The organism is Sphingobacterium sp. SGL-16, assembly GCF_011043515.1.
Classification (GTDB): Bacteria; Bacteroidota; Bacteroidia; order Sphingobacteriales; family Sphingobacteriaceae; genus Sphingobacterium; species Sphingobacterium litopenaei.
The window spans coordinates 1-20410 of sequence record NZ_JAAKGQ010000060.1 but is presented as its reverse complement, the minus strand read 5'-3'; the positions used below and the strand labels follow the sequence as shown (position 1 = coordinate 20410).

34 protein-coding genes are annotated in these 20410 nt (G+C 37.8%); all 34 read right to left on the bottom strand.

What is annotated here, in order from left to right; translation table 11 throughout:
- Positions 1-20: 20 nt before the first annotated feature.
- Positions 21-1091: a M20 family metallo-hydrolase gene (locus G5B32_RS15085; RefSeq protein ID WP_165292335.1), complete on the bottom strand. Its 1071-nt coding sequence runs from the start codon at positions 1089-1091 to the stop codon at positions 21-23.
- Positions 1084-1884, bottom strand: coding sequence for a pyrroline-5-carboxylate reductase (proC, locus tag G5B32_RS15080; protein ID WP_165292334.1), 801 nt, complete (start codon positions 1882-1884; stop codon positions 1084-1086). The genes G5B32_RS15085 and proC overlap by 8 nt, the downstream gene beginning before the upstream one ends.
- 21 nt (positions 1885-1905) lie before the next feature.
- Complete coding sequence (gene argB, locus G5B32_RS15075) at positions 1906-2703, bottom strand: acetylglutamate kinase (protein WP_165292333.1); 798 nt, start codon at positions 2701-2703, stop codon at positions 1906-1908.
- A 10-nt stretch (positions 2704-2713) separates the two neighbouring features.
- Positions 2714-3679 carry an acetylornithine carbamoyltransferase gene (locus G5B32_RS15070; protein WP_165292332.1) on the bottom strand — a complete coding sequence of 322 codons (966 nt, stop codon included), beginning with the start codon at positions 3677-3679 and terminating at the stop codon, positions 2714-2716.
- A 27-nt stretch (positions 3680-3706) separates the two neighbouring features.
- Complete coding sequence (locus G5B32_RS15065; protein WP_165292331.1) at positions 3707-4840, bottom strand: aspartate aminotransferase family protein; 1134 nt, start codon at positions 4838-4840, stop codon at positions 3707-3709.
- Between the two features lie 207 nt (positions 4841-5047).
- Entirely contained in the window at positions 5048-5575 is a 528-nt protein-coding gene (gene rplQ, locus G5B32_RS15060) for a 50S ribosomal protein L17 (RefSeq protein ID WP_165292330.1), read from the bottom strand.
- A 145-nt stretch (positions 5576-5720) separates the two neighbouring features.
- Complete coding sequence (locus G5B32_RS15055; RefSeq protein WP_165292329.1) at positions 5721-6713, bottom strand: DNA-directed RNA polymerase subunit alpha; 993 nt, start codon at positions 6711-6713, stop codon at positions 5721-5723.
- An 86-nt stretch (positions 6714-6799) separates the two neighbouring features.
- The gene (gene rpsD, locus G5B32_RS15050; RefSeq protein WP_165292328.1) at positions 6800-7408 is read right to left on the bottom strand and encodes a 30S ribosomal protein S4; all 609 of its coding nucleotides are present in this window, start codon (positions 7406-7408) and stop codon (positions 6800-6802) included.
- A 67-nt stretch (positions 7409-7475) separates the two neighbouring features.
- Positions 7476-7865: a 30S ribosomal protein S11 gene (gene rpsK / locus G5B32_RS15045; protein ID WP_159633127.1), complete on the bottom strand. Its 390-nt coding sequence runs from the start codon at positions 7863-7865 to the stop codon at positions 7476-7478.
- 10 nt (positions 7866-7875) lie between these two features.
- Complete coding sequence (rpsM, locus tag G5B32_RS15040; RefSeq protein ID WP_165292327.1) at positions 7876-8253, bottom strand: 30S ribosomal protein S13; 378 nt, start codon at positions 8251-8253, stop codon at positions 7876-7878.
- A 29-nt stretch (positions 8254-8282) separates the two neighbouring features.
- Positions 8283-8399, bottom strand: coding sequence for a type B 50S ribosomal protein L36 (gene ykgO, locus G5B32_RS15035; RefSeq protein ID WP_021071232.1), 117 nt, complete (start codon positions 8397-8399; stop codon positions 8283-8285).
- 38 nt (positions 8400-8437) lie between these two features.
- A complete protein-coding gene (gene infA, locus G5B32_RS15030) occupies positions 8438-8656 on the bottom strand; it encodes a translation initiation factor IF-1 (RefSeq protein WP_010599888.1) in 219 nt (72 codons plus the stop codon).
- 76 nt (positions 8657-8732) lie between these two features.
- Positions 8733-9515 carry a type I methionyl aminopeptidase gene (map, locus tag G5B32_RS15025; protein ID WP_165292326.1) on the bottom strand — a complete coding sequence of 261 codons (783 nt, stop codon included), beginning with the start codon at positions 9513-9515 and terminating at the stop codon, positions 8733-8735.
- Positions 9516-9523: 8 nt separating this feature from the next.
- Entirely contained in the window at positions 9524-10864 is a 1341-nt protein-coding gene (gene secY / locus G5B32_RS15020; protein WP_165292325.1) for a preprotein translocase subunit SecY, read from the bottom strand.
- Between the two features lie 3 nt (positions 10865-10867).
- Positions 10868-11314 (bottom strand): 50S ribosomal protein L15, encoded by a 447-nt coding sequence (gene rplO, locus G5B32_RS15015; RefSeq protein WP_165292324.1) that lies wholly within the window; start codon positions 11312-11314, stop codon positions 10868-10870.
- Between the two features lie 126 nt (positions 11315-11440).
- Positions 11441-11620, bottom strand: coding sequence for a 50S ribosomal protein L30 (rpmD, locus tag G5B32_RS15010; protein ID WP_099365466.1), 180 nt, complete (start codon positions 11618-11620; stop codon positions 11441-11443).
- 5 nt (positions 11621-11625) lie between these two features.
- Positions 11626-12144 carry a 30S ribosomal protein S5 gene (rpsE, locus tag G5B32_RS15005; RefSeq protein ID WP_165292323.1) on the bottom strand — a complete coding sequence of 173 codons (519 nt, stop codon included), beginning with the start codon at positions 12142-12144 and terminating at the stop codon, positions 11626-11628.
- 12 nt (positions 12145-12156) lie between these two features.
- Positions 12157-12510 carry a 50S ribosomal protein L18 gene (rplR, locus tag G5B32_RS15000; protein WP_159633106.1) on the bottom strand — a complete coding sequence of 118 codons (354 nt, stop codon included), beginning with the start codon at positions 12508-12510 and terminating at the stop codon, positions 12157-12159.
- A 5-nt stretch (positions 12511-12515) separates the two neighbouring features.
- Positions 12516-13070 carry a 50S ribosomal protein L6 gene (gene rplF, locus G5B32_RS14995; RefSeq protein WP_165292322.1) on the bottom strand — a complete coding sequence of 185 codons (555 nt, stop codon included), beginning with the start codon at positions 13068-13070 and terminating at the stop codon, positions 12516-12518.
- A 23-nt stretch (positions 13071-13093) separates the two neighbouring features.
- Complete coding sequence (gene rpsH / locus G5B32_RS14990) at positions 13094-13495, bottom strand: 30S ribosomal protein S8 (RefSeq protein WP_223225069.1); 402 nt, start codon at positions 13493-13495, stop codon at positions 13094-13096.
- A gap of 140 nt (positions 13496-13635) precedes the next feature.
- Entirely contained in the window at positions 13636-13905 is a 270-nt protein-coding gene (gene rpsN, locus G5B32_RS14985; protein WP_149912421.1) for a 30S ribosomal protein S14, read from the bottom strand.
- Complete coding sequence (rplE, locus tag G5B32_RS14980; RefSeq protein WP_159633100.1) at positions 13898-14467, bottom strand: 50S ribosomal protein L5; 570 nt, start codon at positions 14465-14467, stop codon at positions 13898-13900. The genes rpsN and rplE overlap by 8 nt, the downstream gene beginning before the upstream one ends.
- Positions 14467-14808, bottom strand: coding sequence for a 50S ribosomal protein L24 (rplX, locus tag G5B32_RS14975; protein WP_165292321.1), 342 nt, complete (start codon positions 14806-14808; stop codon positions 14467-14469). Before rplX ends, rplE begins: the two co-directional genes overlap by 1 nt.
- Before the next feature lie 2 nt (positions 14809-14810).
- Positions 14811-15179 carry a 50S ribosomal protein L14 gene (gene rplN / locus G5B32_RS14970; RefSeq protein ID WP_132777948.1) on the bottom strand — a complete coding sequence of 123 codons (369 nt, stop codon included), beginning with the start codon at positions 15177-15179 and terminating at the stop codon, positions 14811-14813.
- A 1-nt stretch (position 15180) separates the two neighbouring features.
- On the bottom strand, positions 15181-15435 hold the full coding sequence (gene rpsQ / locus G5B32_RS14965; protein ID WP_099370336.1) for a 30S ribosomal protein S17: 255 nt from the start codon (positions 15433-15435) through the stop codon (positions 15181-15183).
- A 14-nt stretch (positions 15436-15449) separates the two neighbouring features.
- Complete coding sequence (gene rpmC / locus G5B32_RS14960) at positions 15450-15668, bottom strand: 50S ribosomal protein L29 (RefSeq protein WP_165292320.1); 219 nt, start codon at positions 15666-15668, stop codon at positions 15450-15452.
- Positions 15669-15762: 94 nt separating this feature from the next.
- Positions 15763-16185: a 50S ribosomal protein L16 gene (gene rplP / locus G5B32_RS14955; protein ID WP_045753978.1), complete on the bottom strand. Its 423-nt coding sequence runs from the start codon at positions 16183-16185 to the stop codon at positions 15763-15765.
- A 56-nt stretch (positions 16186-16241) separates the two neighbouring features.
- Positions 16242-17036, bottom strand: coding sequence for a 30S ribosomal protein S3 (gene rpsC / locus G5B32_RS14950; protein WP_165292319.1), 795 nt, complete (start codon positions 17034-17036; stop codon positions 16242-16244).
- Positions 17037-17047: 11 nt separating this feature from the next.
- On the bottom strand, positions 17048-17479 hold the full coding sequence (gene rplV / locus G5B32_RS14945) for a 50S ribosomal protein L22 (RefSeq protein WP_165292318.1): 432 nt from the start codon (positions 17477-17479) through the stop codon (positions 17048-17050).
- Positions 17480-17485: 6 nt separating this feature from the next.
- On the bottom strand, positions 17486-17752 hold the full coding sequence (gene rpsS, locus G5B32_RS14940; protein WP_132777943.1) for a 30S ribosomal protein S19: 267 nt from the start codon (positions 17750-17752) through the stop codon (positions 17486-17488).
- Positions 17752-18579 carry a 50S ribosomal protein L2 gene (gene rplB, locus G5B32_RS14935; protein WP_132777942.1) on the bottom strand — a complete coding sequence of 276 codons (828 nt, stop codon included), beginning with the start codon at positions 18577-18579 and terminating at the stop codon, positions 17752-17754. Before rplB ends, rpsS begins: the two co-directional genes overlap by 1 nt.
- Positions 18580-18586: 7 nt before the next feature.
- On the bottom strand, positions 18587-18877 hold the full coding sequence (rplW, locus tag G5B32_RS14930) for a 50S ribosomal protein L23 (protein ID WP_159633085.1): 291 nt from the start codon (positions 18875-18877) through the stop codon (positions 18587-18589).
- 1 nt (position 18878) lies between these two features.
- Positions 18879-19508 carry a 50S ribosomal protein L4 gene (gene rplD, locus G5B32_RS14925; protein WP_165292317.1) on the bottom strand — a complete coding sequence of 210 codons (630 nt, stop codon included), beginning with the start codon at positions 19506-19508 and terminating at the stop codon, positions 18879-18881.
- 5 nt (positions 19509-19513) lie between these two features.
- On the bottom strand, positions 19514-20131 hold the full coding sequence (rplC, locus tag G5B32_RS14920; RefSeq protein ID WP_165292316.1) for a 50S ribosomal protein L3: 618 nt from the start codon (positions 20129-20131) through the stop codon (positions 19514-19516).
- Positions 20132-20410 lie beyond the last annotated feature (279 nt).

Genomic DNA, 20410 nt, shown 5'->3' with positions numbered 1-20410 from the left:
GGGGAAGTTGACTTCCTTTTTTATTTTAAGACTTTGCCTAATAATTCTATATAAAACTTAATTCCTTCTTCTATTTCCTTCAGATAGATAAATTCATCCGCAGTGTGCGAACGTGCCGAATCTCCTGGCCCCACTTTGATAGAAGGAATTGGTAAAAGAGCTTGATCACTCATTGTGGGACTGCCATACATCTTCTTACCCATGGATAAGCCTGCTTGAACGATTGGATGTTCTACAGGTATCGTTGATGGATTTAAACGTGTAGATCGCGCCTTCACGTCAGATTTTACATGAGTTTGGATAATATCCAACACCTCTATATTAGAATAAACATCCGTTGTACGAACATCCACCACGAAATTACATTCTGCTGGAACAACATTGTGTTGTGACCCTGCATTGATAACCGTGACAGACATTTTCACAGGACCTAAGAATTCCGATTCTTTTGAGAATTTATAGGTATTAAACCAATTGATATCTTCAATAGCTTTATAAATCGCATTGACACCTTCTTCACGCGCAGCATGACCAGATTCGCCCTGAGCGGTACAATCTAAGACCATTAGACCTTTTTCTGCTACAGCTAAATCCAATAATGTCGGTTCGCCTACAATTGCAAAATCACATGGATGCACATGCTTGTATGCTTCCTCTATACCATTTTTTCCTGAAACCTCTTCTTCTGCCGAGGCGATTAAACAGATATTATAGGCTAGATTTTCGTCATTGAAGTAATATAAAAAGGTAGCTATCAACGAAACCAAACAACCACCAGCATCGTTAGAACCCAATCCATAGAGTTTATTATCTTCGATAATTGCTTTAAATGGATCTTTGGTATAGCCAGGATTTGGTTTTACTGTATCGTGATGCGAATTTAAAAGAATAGTAGGTTTCGAAGGATCAAAATGTGTATTATAAGCAATTACGTTATTTCCTACTTGATTATTCGAAATCCCACGTTCGATAAGAAAACTACTGATACAATCCGCAGTTTGTTCCTCCTCCCTACTAAAAGAAGGAATCTCTATCAGCTGTGCCAATAGAGATTTACTATCTTCAATAAGTTGATCTATATTTTTATTCATTATATAGTCCGCCAGCTTTTTTCGCTGACAATTTAATTCCTTTGATGAAGGCAGAGCTCAATCCATTATGCTCCATTTCGTTTAATCCTGCAATAGTACAGCCTTTAGGTGAAGTTACTTTATCAATTTCACTCTCTGGGTGGCTATTCGTCTGTAATAACAAATCTGCGGCACCTTTTGCCGTTTGAATGGCCATTTTTAACGCATCATGCGCATGAAAGCCTATTTCAACACCACCTTGGGAAGCGGCACGAATAGCACGCAAGAAGAACGCAATACCACAAGCACATAAAGCTGTAGCAGAAGTCATTAAATCTTCGTTAATAACCACTACCGATCCTACGGCTTCAAATAACTTTTCGACTTGGTTTACCGCTTGATCACTTGCATTATCTGTTGCTATACAAGTCATAGACTGCCCAATAGCAATAGCCGTATTTGGCATTGCACGCACGACAATCTTATCCTGACCTAAAATTTCTTTTACATCCTGACAAGAAACTCCTGAAGCTACAGAAACAATAATTTGGTGGGGTTCTACCATCGCTGAAATATCCTCCATAACTTTTTTAATCTGTTGTGGAAGAACTGCCAAAACAACGATTTCAGCGCCTTTAATCGCTTCAGAATTATCCGCACTCACACCAAAACCCAACGCAGCTTCTTCTGTTAAAGAAGCTAAAGTTCTACGTGTTAAGACGATATTTTCAGCCTTGTAAATATTAGATTTCACCAAGCCTTTAGCTAATGATAAACCGATATTTCCCGATCCTATTATTGTTATCTTGCTCATGATTTAGGTTTGTAAAATTAATTACTTATTGATAAGACAGGTTCCGAATTTTTGCTGTTGAAACAAATGCAAATTCGAAGCATTGCCTATATATACGGATTTAACTCCTTTGTTTATCGCATCAAATGCATTTTGCAATTTCGGAATCATTCCATCACTAATAATACCGCGTTCTTTATATTTTGAAAAATCCTTAGCAGTAATATTTTCAATGACCGAATTTTCGTCATTCACATCCATTAACACGCCATTTTTCTCAAAACAGTAAATTAAACAGGTTTCATAATGATCCGCCATTGCTGTAGACAAAGCAGAAGCAATAGTATCTGCATTTGTGTTTAGCAGCTGTCCACTACCATTGTGCGTAATAGCGGAAAAAATAGGAGTGAAACCTGCGTCTAGGAATTTCTTAATCGCCAAGGAATTTACAGAATCCGCTAAGATATCACCTGCAAAACCGTAATCGATTTCCTTTACCGGACGCTTTACCGCTTTGATCACATTTCCGTCTGCTCCACTCAAACCGATAGCATCGCATTTATATTTCTGTAGCGTTGCCACAATATTCTTGTTGGTTAGACCAGCATAAACCATCGTCACCACGTCTAGCATTTCCTTATCTGTAATACGACGTCCTTCGACCATTTTCGCTTCTAAACCTAATTTGGAAGCTATACGAGTTGCAATCTTACCACCACCATGTACCAAGATTTTTTTTCCTGGAATGGCTGCAAATTTTTCTAAGAAAGCTTCTAATTGAATATCATCATCAATTACATTACCACCGATTTTAATAATATTCAATGTACTATTTGACATACTTATCTGCTTATTTATTTAGACTTTCTAACATTCTTTTCAATACAACTTGCGCAGCCCACACACGGTTGCTCGCTTCCTTGATCACCAATGAATTAGGACCATCCAAGATTTCAGAAGACAATTCTAAATCGCGACGAACAGGAAGACAGTGCATTACTTTAGCATCATTTGTCAATGCTAGCTTTTTGTTGTCCATCATCCAATTTTCACTTACTGGATAGACTTGACCGTATTCTTTGTACGAAGACCAGTTTTTTACATATACAAAATCAGCACCAGCTAATGCTTCATCCAGATTATTGGTAATAGTAGCCCCTTTAGTGAAATCTTCTGCTAAGTCATATCCTTCAGGATGAGCAACAGTGAAGTCAACCAAACCTTGCTCTTGTGCTTTTGACATCCATTCCGCAAATGAATTTGGCACTGCTTGTGGCAATGCTTTCACATGTGGAGCCCAAGCCAATACCACTTTTGGTTTAGCTACTTTTTTGTGCTCAGTAATCGTAATTAAATCAGTCAAACTTTGTAATGGGTGACGTGTTGCACTTTCTAACGAAACTACTGGAACACCACAGAATTTGATAAACTTGTTGAACAAATCTTCGGTATAATCCGCTTCTTTATCTTTCAATGAAGGAAATGAACGCAAACCTAAGATATCACAGTATTCGCCCATGACAGCAGCAGCCTCACGAATGTGCTCTACTGTTGTACCATTCATCACCACACCATCCTGAGTTTCCAAAGCCCAGCCATCTTTGTCCATATTCATGACCATTACGTTCATGCCCAGGTTCATAGCTGCTTTTTGCGTACTAAGACGTGTACGTAAGCTTGGGTTTAAGAATACCAAACCTAACATTTTATGTTTACCTAAGGCTTCATTCGCATTAGGATTTGCTTTTAATTCTAAAGCTTCTTTGACGATAGCATCCAAACTATCAACATCCGCTACGGAGAAAAACTTTTTCATTGATATATTATCTATGAATATTTAATGTTACGCTTTAAGACGTTCGTCCAAAGCAGTTAAAAATCTATCTGCAATTTCTTTTGTGATATTCAACGCTGGTAAAATACGAATCACATTTGGTTTTGCTTCACCCGTGAAGATTCGATTTTTTAATAACAAATCTTTCTTCACATTAGCTAATTCTGCAGGTAATTCAATGCCGATCATCAAACCACGTCCTCTTACTTCTAGTACTTTATCGAATTTATTTAATTCTTCGATTAAGTAAGATCCTACTGTTTGGGCATTTTCCACTAAATTATCTTGCTTGATAATATCCAATACAGCTACTGCAGCAGCACAAGCTAAATGGTTACCCCCAAAAGTAGTGCCTAATAAGCCATAAGAAGCTTTGAATTTGGGCGCAATAGCAATACCTCCAATTGGGAAACCATTCCCCATACCTTTGGCCATAGAATAGATATCTGCATCTACACCCGCATAGTCGTGCGAATAGAAGTTACCAGTTCGACCGTAACCACACTGTACCGAATCAGCTATATACACCGCTCCGTATTGGTCACACAATGAACGAATTAATTTCAAAAATGAAACTGATGCCTCACGAATACCGCCAACTCCTTGGATACCTTCAATAATGACTGCTGCAATTTCCACTCCAGATTCCGAGAAAGCCTTTGTCAAAGCTTCTTCATCATTGAATGGTAAAAACAAAACATTGTCTGTTTGATTAACGGGAGCTACAATAGATGGATTATCTGTAGCAGCCACTGCTAAAGAGGTACGTCCATGAAACGCCTTAGTAAAAGCAATCACTTTCTTGCGTCCAGTGTGGAAAGAAGCCAGCTTTAATGCATTTTCGTTTGCTTCAGCTCCTGAATTACACAAGAATAACGTGTAATCTTCTTTACCTGAAACTTCACCTAATTGTTGAGCTAATTGCTTTTGGATAGGAATCTCAATAGAATTTGAATAGAATCCAATATTATTTAATTGTTCAGTAATACGCTGTACATAATGTGGATGGGTATGTCCAATTGAAATAACAGCATGACCTCCATAAAGATCTAGATATTCATTACCTTCCGAATCCCAAACTGTAGAACCCTGTGCTTTAACAATGTTAATAGGATTGATCGGGTAAACATTAAATAGGTTCATTTTTTAATATTAATAATGATGTCGGTGTATTCACAAAATACTTGACAAATATAGTTAATTAGTAGCCTTAATGATGCAAACTTTCATAGGATATTACAGAGAAATTCCATAGTAAAGTGAACTTTCATCTAAGATTGAAAACCCAAATAAATAAACAAAGCCTATCATCGCTGATGATAGGCTTTGTTTATAAGATTAAAACTAAAATTAGTCTTTATTCTCTTCAGTAGCAGGAGCTTCTTCTGTAGCAGCTGTTTCTTCAGCTTTTACTTCTTCAGCAACTTCTACTGTGTCAGCAGTCTCAGCAGCTTTTTTCTTAGAAGTACCGCGACGTCGTGTAGATTTTTTCTCAGTTTTAGCAGTTTTGCCATAAACTTCGTTGTAATCTACTAACTCGATGAATGCCATCTCAGCATTATCACCTAAACGGTTTTCTAATTTAATGATACGAGTGTAACCACCTGGACGAGTTGCTACTTTTTCAGAGATCTCGCGGAACAAGATTGTTACAGCGTCTTTATCTTTTAAGTAAGCGAATACTGTACGACGTGAGTGAGTCGTATCAGTTTTAGATTTAGTAATCAATGGCTCAACATATTTACGTAATGCTTTAGCTTTAGCCAAAGTAGTAGTAATACGTTTGTGTTTGATCAATGAAGTCGCCATGTTAGCTAACATCGCCTTACGGTGACTGTCAGTGCGGCCTAAGTGATTTACTTTTTTTCCGTGTCTCATTTTAGTTTTTGTTTTTTGCGCATACCGTTCGCTGGAAGTTTGAAGTTAGAACTTAAAAGTTAGAAAAATTCTGACTTCTATATTCTTACTTAATTAACTTCGTTCGAGGAATTATGCAACAGGTCGCTTAATTATTTAATTAATATTAGTCTTCGTCTAATTTATATTTAGACAAGTTCATTCCGAATGATAAACCTTTCGATTTTACCAACTCTTGAATTTCGCTTAATGATTTTTTACCGAAGTTACGGAATTTCAACATGTCAGCTACGTCATAAGTTACTAACTCAGCTAGACTGCGAATATCAGCAGCTTTCAAACAGTTCAATGCACGAACAGAAAGATCTAAATCCACTAATTCTGTTTTTAAGATCTTACGCATGTGTAAGATTTCCTCGTCAACAACTTTAGTTTCTTCTTTAGTTTGTGACTCTAACAACATATTTTCGTCAGAGAACAACATGAAGTGTTGAATTAAGATACGAGCAGCTTCTTTCAAAGCATCTTCTGGGTGAATAGAACCATCAGTAGAGATGTCTAACAACAATTTCTCGTAGTCAGTTTTTTGCTCTACACGGTAGTTTTCAATGGTATATTTCACATTCTTAATCGGAGTGTAGATCGAATCGATAGCGATTACACCTACAGGACCATCAGCTACTTTATTCTCTTCCGCATTTACGTAACCACGACCTTTAGCAACTGACAATTCGACCTCAATAGTAACTGAGCTCTCCATGTTACAAATTACTAAGTCAGGGTTCAACACTGTAAAGTTGTTAGAAAACTTAGTGATATCACCAGCTTTGAATTGTTCTTGACCATTGATAACTACAAAGATTTTCTCGCTGTCTCCTTGTTCACCTGTTTTTTTGAAACGTACTTGTTTCAAATTTAAGATGATTTCTGTTACGTCTTCTGCTACACCTTTGATAGTAGAGAATTCGTGAGACACGCCAGAAATTCTAATCGACGTAATTGCATATCCTTCTAATGAGGACAATAAAATACGGCGCAAAGCATTACCAATTGTTACACCAAAACCTGGCTCTAATGGACGAAATTCGAAAGTACCATCAAAATCCGTAGATTTTTGCATGATAACTTTATCCGGTCTTTGAAATGCTAAAATTGCCATTTATAATATTTTAATATTTTTTCAACAATGTATTCTTAATAGTATATGCATAATCCATCGAGGATTATGCATATCGCTATTAATTATTATTTAGAGTACAACTCTACGATTAAGTTTTCTTTGATATTCTCAGGGATATCTGCTCTTTCTGGGTAGCTTAAGAATGTACCAGTAAGATTTTTAGCATCCCACTCTAACCAACCATATTTGTTGATTGCTCTACCAGCTACTGAAGTAGTGATAGCTTCTAAAGTTTGAGAACGCTCACGCACAGCGATTACATCGCCTGGACGGATGCTATATGATGGAATGTTAACAACTTCGCCGTTAACAGTAATATGCTTGTGTGAAACTAATTGACGTGCTGCTGAACGAGTAGGAGCAATTCCTAAACGGTATACAACGTTATCTAAACGAGCTTCTAATAATTTCAAGAAGTTCTCACCTGTAATACCGTGTTTTGCAGACGCTTTTACGAATAAGTTAGAGAATTGACGCTCTAAAACTCCGTAAGTATATTTAGCTTTTTGTTTTTCTAACAACTGAATAGCGTATTCAGATTGTTTACCTCTTCTTTTTGATGGACCGTGTTGTCCAGGAGGATAATTTTTTTTCTCTAATGCTTTATCAGGGCCGAAAATTGGCTCTCTGAATTTACGTGCAATTTTGGACTTAGGTCCTGTATATCTTGCCATTTCTTTTCTCTGTTTGAAGTATCAATCAGCCTTTAGCTGACGAATCTTATCTTAAACAATAATATTATTAAACTCTTCTACGTTTTGGAGGACGACAACCGTTGTGAGGAAGTGGTGTAATATCTTTGATAGTAGTTACATCAATACCCACAGTTTGTAATGTACGGATCGCTGATTCACGACCTGCACCTGGTCCTTTAACGAAAACTTCAACTTTACGTAATCCTAAGTCGTAAGCAACTTTACCACAGTCTGAAGCAGCTTGACCTGCAGCGTATGGAGTGTTCTTTTTAGAACCTCTAAAGCCCATTTTACCAGCTGATGACCATGAAATAGTTTGACCTGAATTGTTAGTCAAAGTAATAATAATGTTGTTAAAAGTAGCATTGATATGAGCTTGACCTACAGGCTCGATAACAACGATACGTTTTTTAGTAACTTTTTTACTTTTAGCCATTTCTTACTTATTATTTAGTAGCTTTTTTCTTGTTTGCAACTGTCTTACGTTTACCTTTACGAGTACGAGAGTTGTTTTTAGTACGTTGACCACGAACTGGTAAGTGTTTACGGTGACGTAATCCACGGTAACAACCAATATCCATCAAACGTTTGATGTTTAACTGAACTTCTGAACGTAATGCACCTTCTACTTTGATCTCATCGTTGATGATAGTACGAATAGCTGCTAATTGATCATCGTTCCACTCTGATACTTTAACGTCTTGACTAATCCCTGCTTTATCCAAGATATAAGCAGCAGTGGCACGACCAATACCGAAAATGTAGGTAAGGCCAATAACACCTCTTTTGTTTTTAGGTAAATCTATACCTGATATCCTTGCCATATAATTTTTTAAGCGATTTTGTTAATTAATTATCCCTGACGTTGTTTGAATTTAGGGTTCTTTTTGTTGATCACAAAAATCTTTCCTTTACGACGGATGATTTTACAGTCCGCGCTACGTTTTTTTACTGATGCTCTTACTTTCATTGTAATAAAATTGTTAAAGCTCTTCACAGAGCGCTATCTTATTTATAACGATACGTTATTCTACCTTTTGTTAAATCATAAGGGGACATCTCTAATTTAACTTTGTCTCCTGGAAGAATTTTGATGTAGTGCATACGCATTTTACCCGAAATATGAGCAATGATTTCATGCCCATTTTCTAATTCTACACGAAACATAGCATTAGATAATGCTTCTCTGATAACTCCGTCTTGTTCTATTGAGGCTTGTTTAGCCATATATCAATTCTTATTTACGTTTTAACAACCTGCACTTAACAGGAGTGCAAAGATAACAAAAAATATTGTATACCAACTACTTTTTGTTTAAAACTTTTTCAATTTCATCAAAATTCAACAATACATCTGGTGTACCTTTTCGAATCGCAACCATCTGCTCAAAATGAGCAGAAAGCTTTCCATCTACAGTGCTCACCGTCCAACCGTCATCCCAAAACTTCACTCCAGCTTTGCCTGCATTAATCATTGGTTCAATACAGATCACTAGTCCTGGTTCCAATTTTGGTCCTGAACCGCGTTTACCGTAATTAGGAACTTCAGGTTTTTCATGCAAGTTAAGACCCACACCATGACCTACTAATTCTCTTACGATACCGAAATTATGAGGTTGAACATATTCTTGAATGGCTGAAGAAATATCCCCCACACGTTTGCCAGCAACAGCCTGTTCTACTCCTTTTTGTAAAGAAGCTTTTGTTACGTCTAATAGTAATTGAGCTTCCTCTGATATTTCACCTACACCGAATGTATATGCTGAATCTGAAATAAAACCATTAAGATTTACCCCACCATCTACAGAAACTAAATCACCATCTTTGATGACATAGTCACTAGGGAAACCATGTACGATTTGATCATTTACAGAAATACATAGGGAATAAGGAAAACCATGGTAATTCAAAAACGCTGGTGTACCTCCATGATCCTGAATAAAGTCATAAGCTAACTTGTCCAATGAAATGGTTGTAATACCAGGTTTGATAACCTTGGCAATTTCAGCAAGTAAATTCGAGAGTACATTTGCTGACTCTCGAATTTGCTCGATTTGTTCTTCTGTTTTATAAATTACTTTAGACATCTAAAGAATTAAATAGCTGATTGATCATACCCTTCTACTCCAACAGCCGAACGACCTTTAACACGGCCAGTCTTCATCAATCCATCATAGTGACGCATTAACAAATGAGATTCGATTTGTTGAAGTGTATCTAACACTACCCCTACCAAAATCAATAGCGAAGTACCTCCGTAGAAGTGAGCAAAGTTATTGTTAACTCCCGCTGCACTTGCCATCGCTGGTAGTATGGCTATAATAGCTATAAAGATTGCACCTGGGAATGTGATACGTGATATTACATTATCAATGAATAAGTTTGTATCATATCCTGGTTTGATGCCTGGTACAAAACCACCATTCTTCTTCATGTCCTCTGACATTTGTTGTGGATTCACCATGATAGCTGTATAGAAGAACGTGAATGCAATAATCAATATTGCAAACGTAATATTATAAGCTGGTGAAGTGAAATCCGTCAATGAAGTCAAGAAGTCAGATTGAAGACTTGGGAAAAATTGTGCCAACGACATTGGTAAAAACATGATCGCTTGCGCAAAAATAATAGGCATTACACCTGCTGCGTTTACTTTCAAAGGAATGTACTGACGTACACCACCTACTTGTTTATTACCAACAATTTTCTTAGCATATTGTACTGGTATCTTGCGAACCCCTTGTACGATCAATATAGTAAAGATCACAACAAAGAATAAAGCAATAAACTCTACGATAAATGGAATAATACCACCACCACTAGGACTCATACGAGAACCCCATTCGGCAATAATACCGCCTGGTAATTGTGCGATGATACCGGCCATGATAATCAAAGATATACCATTACCAATACCTTTATCGGTGATTTTCTCACCCAACCACATCACAAACAAAGTACCTGCAGATAAAACAATAGCAGCTAGAATAGTGAACATTGGGTCTGCGATAGTTTTTGCTGAAGCATCGATTTGAGTCTTCACATAAGCTATAGCTTGTACCAATGTGATCGCTACTGTTAGGTAACGTGTAATCTGAGTCATTTTTTTACGACCAGATTCACCTTCTTTTTGCATTTTTTGAAAAGCAGGAACTGCAATCCCCAATAATTGTACAACGATAGAAGCCGAGATGTAAGGCATTACACCAAGGGCAAATATTGCAGCACGAGAGAAAGAACCTCCAGAGAACATGTTGATCATGCCTAGTAAGCCTTCTTTTTCGCCTACACTTGCTAACGCACTAGGATCGACACCTGGCAGTACCACGTGACATCCGATACGATAAATTAGAAGAAATAGCAACGTATTCAAGATACGGTTACGTAAATCTTCAATCTTCCATATATTGGTTAAGGTTGTGATTAGTTTTTTCATGTATTAAAGTTTTACGATAGAACCACCTGCAGCTTCGATTGCTTTTTGAGCAGACGCTGAGAATGCATGCGCTTTAACTTCAACTTTAGCTTTTAACTCGCCACGACCTAATACCTTTACTAGATCATTTTTAGAAACTAAACCATGTGCTTTCAACGTATCGAAATCGATAACTGTCAAGTTGTGTTTTTCAACAAGAGCTTGCAAGATGTCTAAGTTCACACCGTTGTATTCTACGCGGTTAGCATTTTTGAAACCGAATTTAGGTACACGACGTTGCAAAGGCATTTGACCACCTTCGAAACCGATTTTAGTAGAGTGACCTGAACGTGAGCCAGCACCTTTGTGACCACGTGTAGATGTACCACCACGACCAGAACCTTGACCACGACCAATACGTTTTCTGCTTTTTGTTGAACCAGCTGCTGGTTTTAAATTACTTAAGTTCATTTTTTAAACTAAGATTGTGTTGCCCCTTCGCTTTCACTATACAGGAGACAACGATTAACAAATAATATTAATAAACAACTAATGGAAAGAGTGAAGCACTCCTTCCATGTAGTATATTTTTGCTTATTAGATAGCTTCTACAGCAACTAAATGGTTTACTTTACGTACCATTCCGATGATAGCCGCAGTAGCTTCTACTTCTACTGAGTGGTTGATTCTTTTCAAACCTAATGCCTCAATAGTTTTCTTTTGGCGCTCGCTTCTGTCGATAACGCTCTTTATCTGGGTAATTTTGATTTTTGCCATGATAATTAACCGTTAAATACTTTATTTAAATCGACACCGCGGTGTTGAGCTACTGTATATGCATCACGCAAATCTGCTAATGCTGCAATAGTTGCTTTCACTACGTTGTGTGGGTTTGATGATCCTAATGATTTAGCTAATACGTCTTTGATACCAGCAGATTCTAATACGGCACGCATCGCACCACCTGCTAATACTCCAGTACCACCTACAGCTGGTTTAATTAAAACTGAACCACCTGAAAATTTACCGTATTGAGCGTGAGGAACAGTTCCATTGATAATTGGAACTTTCACTAAGTTTTTCTTAGCGTCATCGATACCTTTAGTGATAGCTTCAGTAACCTCTTTAGCTTTACCTAAACCGTAACCTACGATACCGTTTTCATCACCAACAACTACGATAGCTGAGAAACTGAAAGTACGACCACCTTTAGTTACTTTTGCTACGCGTTGGATGCTTACTAAGCGATCTTTTAACTCAATTTCGCTTGATTTTACTCTTTTAATATTGCTTAATGCCATTATCTTTCTTGATTAAAAGTCTAAACCGCCTTCGCGAGCACCTTCTGCCAATGATTTAACACGGCCGTGGTATAAGTACCCATTACGGTCAAAAACTACTTTACTAATACCTGCTGCAACAGCTTTCTCAGCTACTAATTTACCTACAGCTTTAGATTGTTCTACTTTGTTTCCTGATGCTACGAAATCTTTAGATAAGCTTGAAGCTGCAGCTAAAGTTTTACCTGTAGTATCGTCGATAACTTGTGCGTAGATACCTTTATTAGATCTAAAAACTGATAAACGTGGACGCTCAGTTGTGCCAGCAAGGTTTTTTCTAATTCCTTGTTTGATTCGCTCTCTGCGAGATGTTTTACTTCCTGCCATGGTTATTATTTTTTAGCTGATTTACCTGCTTTTCTTCTTAATACTTCACCCGCGAACTTGATACCTTTACCTTTGTAAGGCTCTGGAGCACGGAAGCTGCGGATTTTCGCTGCTACTTGTCCGATCAATTGCTTGTCTACAGACTCTAAAGTAATAGTAGGGTTTTTACCTTTTTCAGCAGTAGTTGTAACTTTAATTTCCTTTGGCAATACGAAAACGATCTGGTGAGAGAAACCTAAAGTTAACTCTAATGTATTACCAGTGTTTGCAGCACGGTAACCTACACCAACTAACTCTTGAGTAGTTTTGTAACCTTCAGTTACACCAATCACCATATTGTTTAATAGTGAACGGTATAAACCGTGTAATGCTTTGTGTTTCTTTTGTTCAGTAGGGCGAGATACTACGATGTTACCATCTTCTTCTTTTACTGTAATGTCGCTATCTACTTGTTGTGATAATTCACCTTTAGGACCTTTTACTGTAACCAGATTCTTGTCTGATACAGTCACCGATACTCCCGCAGGAATAGCGATAGGTGCTTTTCCAATTCTTGACATTTCTTCGTGTTTTTTTTCCTAGATTAATAAACGTAACATAAAACCTCACCACCTACGTTTTGTAAGCGAGCTTCTTTATCTGTCATTACACCTTTAGATGTAGATAAGATAGCGATACCCAAACCGTTTAAAACGCGAGGCATGTTGTCAACACTTGCATACTTTCTTAAACCAGGTTTACTCACACGTGTCAAAGTGCGAATAGCCGGTACTTTGCTAATTGGGTTATACTTCAACGCGATTTTGATAGAACCTTGAGGTCCTTCTTCTACGAATTTGTAATTAGCAATGTAACCTTTGTCAAAAAGAACTTTTGTGATTTCTTTTTTAAGGTTCGATGCAGGAATTTCAACAACCCTGTGGTTGGCCTTAATGGCATTCCTTACTCGTGTAAGGTAATCCGCTATTGGATCTGTATTCATTATGTAAAAATATTGTGACAATGGTTTCTTCTTCTCTCACGGAGTGCCAGACCTACTGTCGGTTAAAAAATAAATTGCAATGCAAAAGCCCTGATAAGCCTTATTTCAGACTTATCCGGGCAAAAATAATTATTTTTTCTTGATTACCAAGAAGCTTTTGTTACCCCTGGGATTTTTCCATCAAGTGCCATCTCACGGAAAGTTACACGAGAGATACCAAACTGACGCATATATCCTTTAGGACGACCTGTTAATTTACAACGGTTGTGTAAACGAACTGGTGAAGCATTTTTAGGTAATTTGTCTAACGCTGCGTAGTCTCCAGCTTCTTTAAGAGCTGCACGTTTAGCTGCATATTTAGCAACTAATTTTTGACGTTTAACTTCGCGTGCTTTTAATCCTTCTTTAGCCATTGTTGTTCGAATTTTGATTTTTGAATGGTAAACCGAATTGTTTTAATAACTCCAACGCTTCGATATCATTTCCAGCTGAAGTCACGAAAGTGATGTCCATACCAGCGATTTTGTTGATTTTGTCAATGTTGATCTCTGGGAAAATGATTTGCTCTGTGATACCTAAGTTGTAGTTACCTCTTCCGTCAAAACCTTTGTCATTGATACCACGAAAATCGCGGATACGAGGCAAAGATACTGCGATCAAACGGTCTAAGAATTCGTACATGTTGTTGTCGCGTAATGTTACACGAGCACCAACTGGCATTCCTTTACGAAGTTTGAAGTTAGAGATATCTTTTTTCGATTTAGTAGCAACTGCTTGCTGACCAGTAATCAATGTTAATTCAGCGATAGCGTTATCGATTAATTTTTTATCTGCTGTTGCAGCACCGATACCTTGTGATACGACAATTTTCTCAAGTTTCGGAACTTGCATAACGCTTTTATACTGGAATTTTTCTTTAAGCGCTGTACGGATTTCTTCCGCATATTTCGCTTTTAATCTTGGTACGTAAGTCATTATTTAATTTCCTCCCCTGATTTTTTAGCGTAACGAACAATTTTGCCATCTGCATTAACTTTGCGACCTATACGAGTAGGAGCTCCTGTTTTAGGATCAATCAAAGCTAAGTTTGAGATGTTGATAGCAGCTTCTTTCTCGATAATACCACCTTGAGGATTAGCTGCGCTAGGTTTAGTGTGTTTTTTTACGATGTTAGCGCCTTCTACGATAGCTCTGTTTGCATCCACTAAAACTTGCAATACTTTTCCTTGAACACCTTTAGAGTTACCAGCGATAACTTTCACTAAATCACCTTTTTTAATTTTGATTTTGTGAGTTGTTTTTGTTTTCTGTGCCATAATTATAAAACCTCCGGTGCTAGTGATACAATCTTCATGAACTGTTTCTCACGTAATTCACGGGCAACTGGGCCGAAAATACGTGTTCCACGAGGTTCATCATTATTATTTAATAATACTGCAGCGTTGTCATCGAAACGAATGTAAGAACCATCTTTACGACGGATTTCTTTTTTCGTACGTACTACTACTGCTTTAGAAACTGATCCTTTTTTTACGTTTCCTGAAGGCATAGCGCTCTTTACAGATACAACAATCTTATCACCGATTGATGCATAACGCTTGCGCGTACCGCCCAACACACGGATAACTAAAACTTCTTTAGCACCGCTGTTGTCAGCTACATTTAGTCTTGATTCTTGTTGTACCATGTTATTTAGCTCTTTCTAATATTTCAACTAATCTCCAGTTCTTTGTTTTACTCAGCGGACGAGTTTCCATGATTAATACCGTATCGCCGATACCGCAGGTATTAGTTTCGTCATGAGCTTTGAATTTAGTAGTTTTCTTAACGAATTTACCATAGATAGGGTGTTTTACTTTACGTTCAACAGCTACTACGATAGATTTGTCCATCTTGTTGCTAACTACTAAGCCGATTCTTGTTTTTCTTAAATTTCTTTCCATTTCGACTTTGATTTTTACGCCTCAGAGGCTGTTTCAGATTTTGCTGCATTTTTACGCTTAGAGATCTCAGTAGAGATACGAGCGATATTTTTGCGAGCTGCTTTCAAAACGTTAGGGTTTTCTAAAGCAGAAACAGCATGTGCAAATTTCAATTTGTTTAACGCTGCTTTTTCTTCAACTAATTTAGCTGTTAGAGCGTCATTTGCTAATTCTACGATTTCTGAATTTTTCATTGTTTTCAGTGTTATGCTGGGTTATCAATTCTGTTTATATGATGCCTCCCGAGTAACGGTCGAGAGGCTAAACTATTGACATTACCAACGATTTTTATGCTTCAACGTAGTCTCTACGTATTACAAACTTAGTTTGTACCGGTAATTTTTGAGCTGCAAGGCGTAAAGCTTCTTTAGCAATTTCTAAAGATACACCTTCTGCTTCGAATAACATACGGCCTGGTCTTACAACTGCTACCCAATATTCAGGAGCACCTTTACCTTTACCCATACGTACCTCTGCAGGCTTTTTAGTAACCGGTTTGTCAGGGAAGATACGGATCCATACTTGACCTTCACGTTTCATATAACGTGTTACCGCGATACGAGCTGCCTCGATTTGACGGCTAGTGATCCATGCTTCTTCCATTGATTTGATACCGAAAGAACCGAAAGCTAATTCTGCTCCACGAGAAGCATTACCTTTCATACGGCCTTTTTGCATCTTTCTGAACTTCGTTCTTTTTGGCTGTAACATGTTCGTATTTTTTTAATCCCGCCCTATGACGGGACAATTTTAAATCTTGTTATTAATTAATCTTTTTTAGCACCACGGTTTTGTCCGCCACGGTTTCCACCACGGTTGTTGTCACGACGACCACCACGGTTATTACCACCACGGTTATCACGACGCTCACCGCCTTCGTTTCCGCCACGAGTTTTCGTGTTAGAAGTTTGACCAATGTTAGGAGATAAGTCACGTTTACCGTAAACTTCACCTTTACAGATCCATACTTTGATACCAATTTTACCGTAAGTAGTTAAAGCTTCTGCTAAAGCGTAGTCGATATCAGCACGTAATGTGTGTAGAGGAGTTCTTCCTTCTTTGTATTGCTCAGTACGAGCCATCTCAGCACCACCTAAACGACCTGAACACATGATTTTGATACCTTCTGCGCCCATACGCATTGTAGAAGCGATAGAAGTTTTCATTGCACGACGGAATGAAATACGAGCTTCTAATTGCTTAGCTACACCTTCAGCTACTAATTTAGCATCTAGTTCTGGACGTTTGATCTCGAAGATGTTGATTTGAACATCTTTTTTAGTCAATTTTTTCAACTCTTCTTTGATCTTGTCAACTTCTTGACCACCTTTACCGATAACGATTCCTGGACGAGCCGTGTGAATAGTTACAGTGATGCGTTTCAAAGTTCTTTCAATAACAACTTTAGCTACGCCACCTTTAGCGATACGTACAGAAAGATATTTTCTGATTTTTTGGTCTTCAACTAATTTATCGGAATAGTTCTTTCCGCCGAACCAGTTAGAATCCCATCCTTTGATGATTCCTAATCTGCTACCTATTGGATTTGCTTTTTGTCCCATTCTATAATAAATTAGTTGTTAACGTTATTTAAACTATCTACTACCAATGTTACGTGGTTTGAGCGTTTGCGTACTCTATATCCACGACCTTGAGGAGCTGGACGTAATCTTTTCAATTGACGACCACCACCTACTGAAACTTCTTTTACGAATAATGCGCTGTCTGCGACAGATGCACCTTCGTTGCTAGATTCCCAGTTTTTGATTGCAGATAATAACAATTTCTCTACGCGAGCTGCTGCCTCTTTGCTTGAATGTTTTAGAATGTAAAGAGCGTTCTCTACTTTCTCGCCACGGATAAGATCCACTACTAAACGCATTTTGCGTGGAGAAGTAGGGCAATTCAATAATTTGGCAGTAGAAGCTCCTCCTGTTTGAGCTTTTGCCTGCTCTTTGCGTTGTCTGATAAGTACAGACTTCTTAACTTTTTTTGTTGCTTCCATTACCTATTATTTTTTCTTTTCTGCGTGGCCTTTGAATGTACGCGTAGGCGCAAATTCACCAAGCTTGTGACCAACCATATTTTCTGTTACATAAACTGGAATAAATTTATTCCCGTTGTGCACTGCGAAGGTATGGCCAACAAAATCAGGTGAAATCATTGATCTACGAGACCAAGTTTTGATTACTGATTTTTTGTTTGTTTCATTCTGAGAAAGAACTTTTCTTTCTAAGTTGTGATCGATGTAAGGACCTTTTTTAATTGAACGAGCCATTATTTTTTCCTTCTTTCAATGATGTAACGATTCGATGTTTTCTTTTTGTAGCGTGTTTTGAAACCTTTAGCTAACACACCTGTACGAGAACGTGGGTGACCTCCTGATGTACGGCCTTCACCACCACCCATAGGGTGATCAACTGGGTTCATCGCAACACCACGAACGCGAGGACGACGACCTAAGTGACGTTTACGACCAGCTTTACCTAATACTTGATTAGCTTTTTCAGCATTTGATACTGAACCGATAGTCGCAACACATGTCAATAAGATCATGCGAACTTCGCCTGATGGCAATTTGATAATAGCATATTTACCGTCACGAGCAGACAATTGAGCATAAGTACCAGCCGAACGAGCGATTGAACCACCTTGACCAGGATTCAATTCGATGTTATGGATGATAGAACCCAATGGAATGTTTGCTAATGGTAATGTATTACCTACTTCTGGAGCAACTTTTTCACCTGCAATTACAGTCATACCAACTTGTAATCCTGTAGGAGCGATGATGTAGCGTTTTTCACCATCCGCGTAGTGCAATAATGCAATACGTGCTGTACGGTTTGGATCGTACTCGATAGTAGCTACTGTTGCTGGGATTTCTTTTTTATCGCGTTTGAAATCTATAATACGGTAAACTTTCTTGTGTCCGCCACCGATATAACGCATAGTCATTTTACCAGTCTTGTTACGACCACCTGATCTTTTGTTTGCTCCTACTACCAACGACTTTTCAGGAACGTTTGTAGTAACATCAGAATAGTCTGCGCCTACTCTGAAACGAGTACCAGGGGTAACCGGTCTGAATCTTTTAACTGCCATTTTTTATTTATATAACACTGTAAAAGTCAATAGTTTCACCATCTTGAATTGTGATGATGGCTTTTTTATACTTAGGAGCTCTTCCAGAAACGAATCCTGCTTTAGTGTAACGGCTTTTTGCTTTACCAGCTACTACTGAAGTATTTACTGCAACTACAGTTACACCAAACATTTCTTCGATAGCAGATTTAATCTGAATTTTGTTAGCTCTATGATCTACTTTGAAAGCATAACGGTTCAATTTCTCCGTTAATAATGAAGCTTTCTCAGTTAAAATAGGTTTTTTAATAATCTCCATATTACTTAGCGAATGCTTCCTCCAAAGTTTTAACAGAATCTGTAGTTAACAATAATTTAGTAGCGTTCAATACATCATATGTATTTAATTCTGACACTACTACAACTTTTGCTTTTTTCAAGTTTCTGCTTGATAAATAAACATTGTTATCGTAAGCTGGCAATACTAATAAAGTTTTTTCGTCAGCTACATTTAATGCGTTAACTAAAGCTACATAGTTTTTAGTTTTGATTGTATCGAATGATACTGAATCTAAAACTACAACATTGTTTTCTTGTGCTTTGTAAGATAACGCTGATTTACGTGCTACTTGTTTCAATTTTTTGTTCAATTTGAACGAGTAATCACGAGGTTGAGGACCGAATACACGACCACCACCGTTAAACAATGGAGATTTGATAGAACCCGCACGAGCACCACCAGTACCTTTTTGTTTGTGTAGTTTACGAGTAGAACCCGCGATTTCATTACGTTGTTTAGACTTGTGAGTACCTTGGCGTTGATTCGCTAAGTATTGTTTCACATCTAAATAGATCGCATGGTCGTTAGGTGTTACACCGAAAACTGTTTCAGGAAGTTGCACCTTGGCACCTGTTTCTTTACCTGATAAATTTAATACATTAACTTCCATCTCTACTATTTGTCTAAGATTACGTAAGAACCTTTAGCTCCTGGGATAGAGCCACTAACTACGATTAGGTTTTGCTCAGCATAAACTTTCAATACTTGTAAGTTTTGAACCTTTACACGCTCACCACCTGTACGACCCGCCATGCGCATTCCTTTGAATACACGTGAAGGCCAAGAAGAAGCACCTAATGAACCTGGAGCACGTAGTCTGTTGTGCTGACCGTGAGTCGCACCACCTACACCACCAAATCCGTGACGCTTCATAACACCTTGAAAACCTTTACCTTTTGAAGTACCAACTACGTCTACGTACTCACCTTCTTCGAATAAAGTTACATCAACGATGTCACCTAGTGATTTCTCATCCTCGAAAGTTTTGAATTCAACTAGTTTACGCTTAGGAGTCACGCCCGCTTTCGCGAAGTGTCCTTTAAGAGGAGCAGTTGTGTTCTTTTCCTTAGCATCATCATAGCCAAGTTGAACAGCTGAATAACCGTCCTTCTCTACCGTACGTATCTGCGTTACCACGCACGGCCCAGCCTCGATTACTGTACAAGGGATGTTTTTCCCTTCAGCATTGAACAGGCTGGTCATTCCTACTTTTTTACCAATAATTCCTGACATGTTATAAATTAAATTAATTAAAGTCCATCGAAGCAGTAGGGCTTCGCTCAAGACATACTTTCCCCAATAAGGGACTGCAAAAGTACAAAGAAATTTATAACTATCAAATAATTAGTGAATTATTTTTTATAAATTATTTAGCCATCATATGTATTAAGTAGCATGTTACTACAAAATAAAGGGATAAAAGTTGAACGTTCGCAATGTTAAATAGAGAATAGATTTTCTAAATAAGGTTTCACAAACTTATAATCCCATTGTGCCCATTCAAATTAGCAA